Origin of the sequence: Synechococcus sp. Cruz CV12-2-Slac-r (assembly GCF_024346075.1) — a bacterium.
Classification (GTDB): domain Bacteria; phylum Cyanobacteriota; class Cyanobacteriia; order PCC-6307; family Cyanobiaceae; genus Synechococcus_D.
Map to the genome: position 1 here is coordinate 1 of NZ_JAGQEK010000053.1, position 10,619 is coordinate 10,619.

Annotated in this window: 7 protein-coding genes and 1 pseudogene; 4 read left to right on the plus strand and 4 right to left on the minus strand. The window is 45.3% G+C overall.

Annotated features, from left to right (window positions below; translation table 11 throughout):
* Positions 1–21 precede the first annotated feature (21 nt).
* Genes bioD through KB557_RS05915 form a run of 4 tightly spaced genes read right to left on the minus strand, consistent with a single transcriptional unit; the run spans position 22 to position 3,264 of the window.
* Positions 22–675: a dethiobiotin synthase gene (gene bioD / locus KB557_RS05900; RefSeq protein WP_255132249.1), complete on the minus strand. Its 654-nt coding sequence runs from the start codon at positions 673–675 to the stop codon at positions 22–24.
* Positions 665–1,432 carry a methyltransferase domain-containing protein gene (locus KB557_RS05905; RefSeq protein ID WP_255132251.1) on the minus strand — a complete coding sequence of 256 codons (768 nt, stop codon included), beginning with the start codon at positions 1,430–1,432 and terminating at the stop codon, positions 665–667. The genes bioD and KB557_RS05905 overlap by 11 nt, the downstream gene beginning before the upstream one ends.
* A gap of 3 nt (positions 1,433–1,435) precedes the next feature.
* The gene (locus KB557_RS05910; protein ID WP_255132253.1) at positions 1,436–2,125 is read right to left on the minus strand and encodes an alpha/beta fold hydrolase; all 690 of its coding nucleotides are present in this window, start codon (positions 2,123–2,125) and stop codon (positions 1,436–1,438) included.
* On the minus strand, positions 2,122–3,264 hold the full coding sequence (locus KB557_RS05915) for an aminotransferase class I/II-fold pyridoxal phosphate-dependent enzyme (protein WP_255132256.1): 1,143 nt from the start codon (positions 3,262–3,264) through the stop codon (positions 2,122–2,124). The genes KB557_RS05910 and KB557_RS05915 overlap by 4 nt, the downstream gene beginning before the upstream one ends.
* Before the next feature lie 11 nt (positions 3,265–3,275).
* Between KB557_RS05915 and KB557_RS05920 the strand changes: the two genes are divergently transcribed.
* The 4 genes and pseudogenes from KB557_RS05920 to KB557_RS05935 form a co-directional block, all read left to right on the plus strand.
* Positions 3,276–6,029, plus strand: coding sequence for an RNA helicase (locus KB557_RS05920; protein ID WP_255132258.1), 2,754 nt, complete (start codon positions 3,276–3,278; stop codon positions 6,027–6,029).
* 690 nt (positions 6,030–6,719) lie between these two features.
* Positions 6,720–7,283, plus strand: a complete 564-nt coding sequence (locus KB557_RS05925) for a hypothetical protein (protein ID WP_255132261.1) — start codon at positions 6,720–6,722, stop codon at positions 7,281–7,283.
* 416 nt (positions 7,284–7,699) lie between these two features.
* Positions 7,700–9,868, plus strand: coding sequence for a glycogen debranching protein GlgX (gene glgX / locus KB557_RS05930; protein ID WP_255132263.1), 2,169 nt, complete (start codon positions 7,700–7,702; stop codon positions 9,866–9,868).
* A 90-nt stretch (positions 9,869–9,958) separates the two neighbouring features.
* Positions 9,959–10,619 (plus strand): annotated as a pseudogene (locus tag KB557_RS05935) (N-acyl-D-glucosamine 2-epimerase); the annotation flags it as partial.

Sequence of the window (10,619 nt, forward strand, 5' to 3'; positions counted from 1 at the left end):
GCTGATGGTGGCATTATGCAATCAAGTCCTGGCCTCTGAGTTGTTTATCCATTCTTTTTTTTCTTGCCCATAATTACGAAACTCATATTGTTCAATCATTTCCTCTATGCTTATCTTTGGGCTTACTGTATTACGTAATGTTCTATAGTTTGCTTCATGCTTTTCGCCATTAAGTATTATTGTATGTACACGAATACTTCTTTTTTCCATTGCTTCTAATGATAGTAGTGTGTGATTTAATGTGCCGAGTCCGGAACGCGCAACAAGCACTACTGGTAAATCCCATACTTTAATTTGATCAATTTGTAACCAGTTATCTCTTAGGGGTACCATTAAACCTCCTGCTAGTTCAACTACTAAGGCTCCATCATGGTTTGGTAATTTTAATTTGTCGTTTTCTATTGTTATTCCTTCTGCTTCAGCCGCTTGATTTGGTGAGGCTGCTAATTTTAATCTATAGGCCTCAGGTATAATCCTGTTTTCTTTTATACCTGTTAGTTTTTTAATAGTGGCGCTATCGCCTCCTGTATCAAGTTCGCCGCATTGCACCGGTTTCCAGTAATGCGCGTTTAGCTTTGCTACCAATAAGCTGCTTACGATTGTTTTTCCTACATTTGTGTCTGTTCCCGCAACAATCAGCCGGCTGGGCATGTCTTCTTCTTGTTTATTTAACATTAGGCTTTTGTGCTATTACCAGCATTATATCCCAGTTTATGGTTATTGTTTTTGTTTTCTTATTTGATCCCTGTAGCCAGCTCTGATCTAACTTTTTTAATTCTTTTTGATTTAGTTTGCTAGTGGCGCCCCCATTCGTTCCTATCCACTTCATCTCTTTTAAGAATTTAAGCCCTGAGTTGTATTGCTTGCTATATCTAATTATTTTATTTTCCTTGATTTCAGCTACTTTACTAAGGCTTTTGATTAATTCTGCTTCAATTGGTAGTGTGATTCCTGTGTATTTCACTCCAGCTATTTTGGCTGCGATCTGCCAACTTGTAAAACTTCCCTCTACGGGCACTGTTATTGCTATCCAGCCTCCTGGGGCTATTGCTTCTCCCCATTGTTTTATTTGCTCTACTGGATCTTTCAACCAATGCAAAGCAAAATTGCTGGCTATTAACGCAGCACCTATTGCTTCAGGTGGTATCCCTTGGTTTAAATCCCATTCCAATTTCCGCACATTCGCTACTTCTGATTGGGCTAGCAGTTCTTTGCAATCATCTACTAATACTGCTGATAATTGTTTATTTTGTTTTTCCATTGCTTCTGTTAGGTTCCCGCTTCCTGCCCCAAAATCTAATATAAGTCCTTTAGGTATTTCTAGATTTTTGCAGTATCTAGCGAGTCGCCAAGCTACTGCCTGTTGCAGTTTTGCATTCTTTGCATAAATATTTGCGCCTCTTGCAAATGCTTGGCAGGGTTTTATATTCATTGTTTATTGTTTTTCCAGCCAATTCAAAACCATTTCCGCGAGTTCTGGCATTAAAAGTCCGTGGCCAATTCCATCCAATGTGATCATTTCTGCTTTATTTAATTCTCTGCGCATTTCTGTTTTGCTTGCGTTGCTTACAATTTGATCTTCTCCAGCCTCCACTATTAATACTGCTGAGTTGTGTGGAAAGCTTTTGGGTATTTCTTTGCATTTGGCTAGTAAATTCAAATCATTTAATAACTTTCTTTTGCCTAATTCAGAAATCTTCTGATTCTCCACCCCTGGGGGTAGATAATCCACCGGCTGCGGCGCTGCAACTTTTTCTCTGAAGTTATCAAATAATTCTTTTATTTCACCTGCTTCTATTTTTTGTGCCATTCCTTTTAAGGCGATTTCCAATGCCCTGCCGCCGCTTCCTTCTGGAATGAATCTACCAAAACTTGCTAGCAATATCACAGCCTCGGCTTCGGCTAATATTTTATTTGGCGTTAGATGAAGGCCAAGAGAGTTTACAACTAGTGCGTGCTTGTATTTGCTATTCCATTGCGGTATTTTTTCTTTATTCTCTCCATAACCTCGTTCGAAGCATTCAAGTAGCCAACCTCTTTTCTCGCATGGTTCTTGCCATGATTGCCAGCAGTGTTGATCACTTCCCCAGCCATGCACTGCTATTAACTGCCATTGCATTTTCATACTTGTGTTTCTACTTTGCCAAGTATGTCCATGAATCTTTCGAGGCAATTGATTGGCAGATCTGGCCGCAGGCTCACCCTCAGCTGTGCCTGCCCCTCCGGCACTGTTGGCGGCCTGATAGCAATCACCAGTATCCCCGCTTGCTCAAGTTTTTTTTGCATTTCTAGCGCCTTTATATCTTCTGCCAGCTTGATTGCCATGATGGGGCCATTGCCAGGCGGACGAGACCAGCCATATTGCTCCAGTGTGTTACGCCATTGATTTGCGCTTGCACTTAATCGCTGTCTTATCTGATCTGCCCCTGGTGCCTTAATCAGTTCCAGAGCTTCCAGCGCTGCGGCCGCTAGTGGAGGCGCGAGGGCGGTGGTGTAACGAAAGGCTCCACTGGTTTGCAGTAATTTTTCAGCTACTGCTTCATCAGCAGCTAGGAAGGCGCCGCCGCTTGCAAATGCTTTACCAAGGGTTCCACTGATCAGTGTTATCCCATCAATCCCATGGCCTAGCCCCTTGCCTTCTTTTCCCATGATCCCAAGGGCATGGGCCTCATCGAGCAGCAGCTTTGCATTGTGTTTTGTGCAGAGAGTTGCTAGGGCTTTTACATCTGGACTACTTCCTTCCATGCTAAATAGGCTCTCGCTAATTACTACTAATTTCCTATCAACATCAACAGCTCTGATCTTTTCTAATTTTTGCTCTAGATCTTCAAGATTGTTGTGTTTAAACCTTTGTAATTTTGCGCCTGTTGCTTTTATGCCCACTAGCAGTGAATGGTGAATTAGTTGATCGGTTAGCACCAAGCTGTGGCGATCAGCTAAGGCAGCTACTGCTGCAATGTTTGCTTGAAAGCCACTTGGGAAAAGCAACACCCGTTCACGGTTTAGCCACTTAGCAAGTGCTATTTCGAGTTGTTCATGTTCAGGGCGGCTGCCGCTCACCAGCCTTGATGCACCAGCACCCACCCCTCCTTTGCTGATGCTGGCGATGGCAGCAGCTATGAGTTCTGGCCTTTTGCTTAGGCCAAGGGTGTCATTGCTCGCAAGGTCTAGCAGACTGTTGCCATCAGGGGTATCTAGGTGGCCAGCAGTTTTGGCAATAAACGTTCGCAGTTTGCGGCGTCGTTCTGGTTTCTGCTCAGCCATAGGGTTCAACGATGACTGCTGCCACCAATCCTGCTGCTCCATTGGATCCGAGCCAGCTTTTTGGATTCCCCTTGGATGATTTCCAGCTGGAGGCGATCGCTGCTCTAAACCATGGCCATTCAGTTGTAGTGAGCGCTCCCACGGGTTCCGGTAAAACTTTGATTGGTGAATACGCCATTCATCGTGCCTTGGCCCATGGCCAGAGAGTTTTTTATACCACTCCGTTGAAGGCACTATCAAACCAAAAATTGCGTGATTTTCGCGAGCAGTTTGGTGCCCACAGGGTGGGCCTAATGACTGGTGATCTCACCGCTAACCGTGAGGCGCCAATTGTGGTGATGACCACTGAGATTTTCCGCAACATGCTCTATGCGGAAATAGACCACAGCGATGACCCTCTAGAAGGGGTAGAGGCGGTGGTATTGGATGAATGCCACTACATGAACGATTCTCAACGCGGCACCGTATGGGAGGAATCAATTATTCATTGCCCGCCAGCGATTCAATTGGTGGCTCTTTCTGCAACTGTTGCAAATGCGGGCCAACTTACTGATTGGATTGAGCAGGTTCATGGCCCCACAGACTTAATCCATAGCGATTTTCGGCCTGTGCCACTGCAATTTAATTTTTGCAGCGTGAAAGGTTTACATCCACTGCTGAATGATGCTGGCAATGGCCTGCATCCCAATTGCAAGGTATGGCGCGCTCCTAAGGGGCATCAACGCAAGGGGAAAAGCCCAAAGCCTCCTCAGCCAGAAGCTCCGAGTATGGGTTTTGTAGTTGCACAATTGGCTGAACGCCAGATGTTACCAGCGATTGTTTTTATATTTAGCCGCCGCGCCTGTGATAAGGCTGTTCGAGATTTAATTAAAGCATCCTTAGTTAATGATCACGAAGCTGTTCAATTGCGCACTCAGCTGGAAGCATTTGCGTTGAAAAGCCCAGATGCAGTTCGCGATGGTTATCACGTTGAAGCTTTATTACGTGGTGTTGCATCTCATCATGCCGGCGTTTTGCCAGCTTGGAAGGAATTTATTGAGGAGTTATTCCAGCAGGGGCTTGTGAAAGTGGTATTTGCCACTGAAACTCTGGCTGCTGGCATCAATATGCCTGCCCGCACCACTGTGATTTCTTCTTTATCGAAACGCACTGAAAATGGCCATAGGCCCTTAATGGCAAGCGAATTCCTGCAGATGTCTGGTAGAGCAGGCCGCCGTGGCCTCGATATACAGGGTTATGTGGTGGCGATGCAAAGCCGCTTTGAAGGCGTTAAGGAGGCAGGCCAACTTGCCACCAGCCCTCCCGATCCCTTGGTGAGTCAGTTCACGCCTAGTTATGGAATGGTGCTTAATCTTTTGCAGCGTTATGCCTTACCTAAAGCGAAGGAATTAGTTGAGCGCAGTTTTGGTCGTTATCTAGCCACCCTTGATCTTGCCGATGATCAATCGCGTATTACGGCCCTGCGGGAACAATTGGAACTGCTTGGCGAAAGTTCTACTGATGTGCCTTGGGAAGATTTTGAAGATTATGAAAAACAACGCAATCGCTTACGGGAAGAAAGGCGTTTGTTGCGCATTTTGCAACAGCAGGCAGAGGAAACCCTTGCCCATGAACTTACCCTTGCGTTGCAATTTGCAAGCCCAGGCACTTTGGTGAGCCTTAAGGCACCTCAATTGCGTGGTGGAGTTTCACCTGCAGTGATCGTTGAGAAATTACAGGGGGCGGCCCAATTCCCTTTATTGATCTGCCTCACCGATGAAAATGTATGGATTGTGGTGCCCTGCCATGCAGTGGTTTGTATTCACGCTGAATTGAGTTGTTTGCAGGTTCAAAACATCCCTGTGCCTGAACTGGAAAGAGGTGGCGAATTACGTCATGGAGATCAGCACAGTGGTGGTTTGGCTCTAGCTGTATCGGCCATGGCCCGCCGCCATGACATGCACACCCCTCAATACGATCTTGCTGGTGAAGTGCGAGATCAGGCAGAGCTTGTTAATTCATTTGAGTTGGAATTGGAACTACATCCGGCTCACCGCTGGGGAGATCGGAAGCAACTAAAAAAACAGCGTCGGCGCATGGAGGAACTCGAGGAAGAGATTGCGGAACGGCAGCAGCTACTGCATCACCGGGCTAATCGCCACTGGGAAACCTTCCTTTCATTAATAGAAATCTTGCGGCATTTCGGCTGCCTTGATCAACTCGAGCCCACGGAAATCGGTAGAACTGTGGCGGCATTGAGGGGGGATAACGAGTTATGGCTTGGCCTTGCGCTGATGAGTGGCCATTGCGACGAACTTGAGCCAGCAGATCTTGCCTGTGTATTGGAGGCAATTTCAACTGAAGTAAGCCGCCCAGATCTATGGACGGCCTATCCAGCTCCAGTAAAAGCGGAGGAAGCACTTCATGATTTACGTGGTTTGCGGCGTGAATTAGATCGATTGCAAGAACAGCATGGGGTGCTTTTCCCCCTCTGGTGGGAGCCTGATTTAATGGGGTTAGTGAAGGCCTGGGCTGATGGCGAAAGTTGGAGTGATTTGATATCCAACACCTCCTTGGATGAAGGGGATGTGGTGCGTTTGATGCGCCGCACGGTGGATCTACTCGCCCAGTTGCCCTATTGCCCTGCAGTGAGTGAGGAGCTAAGGCGCAATGGCCGCCGCGCCCTGCAGATGATCAATCGCTTCCCTGTTAAAGAAGAGTTGCCTGGTGTTATCGACGACTCCCTTAATCCAGCCACCTTGAGGGCATCACTGCTGGATGTTTAACGCTTAGATTATGTTCTTTGATGATAATAAAGAGGTGATCGTCAGTCCTTTCAACGTTATTTAGAGCACGGCTCTGGCCATATGTTCACCGCATGCTCCGGCACCCAATCATTCAAAATCAATGCTTAGTTCTTTCCCCCTGTGCCAGGAAAGATGACACGTTGTGGAGGCTTGTTTCTAGGGCTTCTAATGGCTCATTAATCCATATCAAATCAGGTTGTCTCTAGCAGCACACTTATTTTCTCCAGCGTTTTGGATTTACCAGGCGTGCCTGTTCATAAACGACAGCTCGTTTTTTGCAAATTGCTATTGCAGCAACCGATAAAAACTGCGCTCAGAATCTAATAGAGCAGATCCAAGCTGTAATCAGCGGCGATCTCCTGAATCGTCTTGCGGGTGCCGCCCTTCCTTATTGGTGGGAGCTCCTTCCCTCTCACTCGGAGTTAGGTTCTGAACCAGGTACGCCCTCCGTTCCGAATCGCAGCGTGCTAAAACTTGTCAATAGACCGACGTCAATAGACAGAAAAGTAGCAGGCTTTTAATGCGGTGCAATATTAAGAAAATATTAGAAAACCGTATTATTGCTGAGACCCTGTTTAGGTTTGATTTGTTATTAATTGTGCCATTAGGCACGATTTTCAACTTTAAATTTTCTTCAACTCTTTCCCACTTCATTCTTGGTAACCCGTTATGTCTAGAAAGAGCTATTACGAAGGTCTGGCTGCCGACTACTCTAGACCTGGATTGGTAAGTGATGAGCTGAAGGCCCAGATGATTCAGCGTTCAGCTGAAATTGGTGATCTGCAGGAAGCGATTCTCCCTAGTATTGATGTTGATTATTCGCTTGAGGTAATTGAGGCTGAAAATCGCGAATTTTGGCCCACTCATTGTGAAGCACTACGCCAAAGCCGTGGGGACCTCTTGACCAAAGAATATCGCCCTGATCTCGTTTATCACTGCCAAGATGGGCCATTTTATGGTATCAAAGAACAACAGAAACGTGAAAAGCACTGGTGGGCAATCATTGCACAGCCCGGCGTTACCATGGTTTGGCCTATAGTGCAGTTCTGGGGTGAATTCACTCACTTCGAGTGGATCTGCTTGGATGATAATACAGGCGAGCAAATTGCAAAAGGTAGTGTATGTTGGGTTCGCCGTGGCCACAGGGGCGGCTGCTATTACAAGAGTGAGCAGCTTACTTTTGTTCGTGATGTTTTTGCCTCTGAAGAATTACTGAAGCTTATCAGCACTTAATAAGATTCTTGCCGTTACTTATAATTGTTAGGTGTATATTGCAATCGCATTTCCTGTAAAGGGCTTGCGATTGTATTTTATATATTTTCAACAAAGTGTTATAGTTTATATTTTTTCTTCGGACTAATCAAAGTTATGGGCGCAACGAAATCTGTCCGTAGCCCGCCAAGATTAATCAACCATTTTGCCTGGGACCCATTATGGCCGGTGCAAAACCGCTTAATCACTGCTAAGCCAGTTATTTATGGAGAATTTACCTTTCCTTACCTAAAGATTAAAGTCAAAACACATTTTTCGAGTAAAGTTCATTTGATGTTTACTACTAGTTGAAATTGTGCTCTAGGTAACATATTAAATGTCAAGCTTACGACAAATTTTTTAAGGCTAGGATTAACAAATCACTCGAACCTACCCACATGGCTTCTTCAATCAACAATCTTGTGGTTTCACTGAAGGGGCGTCCTATCACCCCTGCCGGCGAAGAAATCAGAATCTATCAAGGTTCGCCTCATCCTTTCGGAGCCACTGTTGAAGATGATGGGGTCAACTTCGCAGTTTATAGCGCGAATGCCACAGCAGTTCAGCTTCTACTCTTTAGAAATCCATCTGATCTTGAGCCTTTCAAAACAATAGATTTAAGTCCAATTAGCAATAAAAGCTTTTATATTTGGCATATTTTCGTTGAAGGATTAAAGCCCGGTAGCGGCTATGCCTATCGCGTAGATGGCCCTAAAGAACCATGGAACGGTCATCGTTTTGACCCTGAAAAAGTTCTCATTGATCCCTACTCCAAAGGGAATTCCTTAGCCCTCTGGGATCGCGGCGCAGCCTGCGCTGCAGGTGATAACTTGCACAAAAGTATGCGTAGCGTTGTAATCGATACCCGCCACTATGACTGGGAAGGTGATATGCCTCTGCGGCGGCCAATGTCAGAGACAATTGTTTATGAGATGCATGTGGCTGGTTTTACAAAAAGCCCTACGAGTGGAGTTCAACACCCTGGTACATTCAAAGGCCTCATCGAAAAAATTCCCTACCTGAAAGAGATTGGTATAACAGCTGTAGAGCTTTTACCCATCTTTAGCTTTGACCATACAGATGTACTTCGAGTGCACGAAGGAAACCCATTGGTCAACTATTGGGGATACAGCACAATGGGATACTTCGCGCCTCATCAGGGGTATTGCACAAGCCCTGAATCCGGCCTCCACGTTGAAGAGTTCAGAGATATGGTTAAGGCCCTGCATAAAGCAGGTATTGAAGTGATTCTCGATGTTGTCTATAACCACACGGATGAAGGCAATCATCAAGGCCCAATGTTCTCTTTTAAAGGATTTGATAACAGTACTTATTACTACTTAACTGGTGAGAATGGCTCTAAAGATTTTTATTATGATTACACGGGATGCGGCAACACATTCAACTGTAATCATCCGATTGGTGAAAAACTAATTCTCGATTCATTGCGTTACTGGGTAGAAGAAATGCACGTTGACGGCTTCCGATTTGATGAAGGATCCGTATTGACCCGTGGCGAGAATGGAGCACCCCTAGAGCATCCACCTGTAATTTGGTCTATTGAACTAGACGATATTCTTGGTTCGAGCAAGGTCATTGCTGAGGCATGGGATGCTGCTGGTCTATATCAAATTGGTTATTTCCCTGGAGCAAGGTGGGCCGAATGGAATGGTAAATACCGCGATACAATACGGCAGTTTGTAAAAGGAGATGCTGGGGTTATAAATGAATTAGCAGCAAGACTTACCGGTAGTGCAGATCTCTACCAGTGGCGTCACCATGAACCCGTCAATAGTGTTAATTTCATAACGGCCCATGATGGATTTACCCTTTATGACCTTTGTTCCTACAATGAAAAGCATAACTGGGCAAACGGGGAAGGCAATAATGATGGAATAAACGACAATGTTAGCTGGAACTGCGGAGCCGAAGGCGATACTAACGACAATTATATTAATGACCTAAGGAAAAAACAGGTTAAAAACTTTGGCGTGCTCCTGATGTGCTCATTAGGCGTTCCCATGATTGTGGGAGGCGACGAATTTGCCCGTACTCAAAACGGCAATAACAATACCTACTGCCATGACAACTCGCTTAACTGGTACAATTGGGAAACAATGAAAACAAGCGAATCTCAGGAAATGATTCGTTTCTGGTCGTTGCTTAATAGGAAGCGTAGTAATTTCATCAACCATTTTAAGGGCAAATACTTTAGCGGTAAGTTAAGCAGGTTTGGTGTTCCTGAAATTTCGTGGCATGGCACCCAACTGAACCAACCTAATTGGGATGATCCTGGCGCACGCTGTCTAGGAATGACCTTCGGCGATACAGCAGAAGATACTGATGGTCTCGATAATATCCACATCATGATGAACATGTTTTGGGAACCACTCAAATTCGACATCCCTCAATATGAAGGCCTAGTGTGGCATCGCTCCATAGACACATCTCTACAGTCGCCTAATGATATTACGACTCTGGAGGAATCTCCAATGATTGCGGATTCAGGTTATATCGTAAATGACCGCAGCATCGTTGTATTGACTACAAGAGCATCAGGAGGTTAGCGATATAGAAAAAAATTGATTTAAACTCACTTAGTGGCTCTAGTAGAGCCGAATCAATAATTAAAGTTCAAATCATCACCCACCACAAAAATGACTAGCACATTAGATTTCTCTTTCTCAGATTTAATTGCAGGCTACATTCGAAAAGTTGACTTTCCTGAAGTATTTGACTCACAAGGCTTTATTGATCTCGAAACATCTGACGGTCGGACCTTTACCGTTAAAGTAACCTATGCCTGTTATGCAGAACTAGTCCGCAACCTCGGCGAAGGTTTCCAAGTAGCGCCAGGATTGAAAGAAACGCTTACCGTCGGCAGGTTCTTACATGCCTATGGCCTCTTCTATCCAGAAGCAAATGGCCTGAAGTTTGAAGCAAAGCATATTTTGCTGTTTGGAAGAGATGGTTCCAAGCTGCGTTTTGAAGAACCGGATTGGTGGGTTCGACAGATTCAACAACTACTCAATTTCTATCTTGAAAAACAGTTCAAGGTAGAAGAAGGACAAACCATTGATTTCCGTAACTTTAGAACAGATCTGAGTTCGGAAGGCGACAAGCAAGATGGTGTGCAAAACCTAGACACAGTCTCACGACTTATCTATGGCTTTGCAACCGCCTACATGATGACCGGCGACGAACGGGCCTTGGAGGCAGCAACCAAGGGTACTGAGTATATGCAAAGGCATTTCCGGCACCGTGACAGTGCAGATGGTATTACCTATTGGTACAGCCAGATTGACATCCAAAGCGATG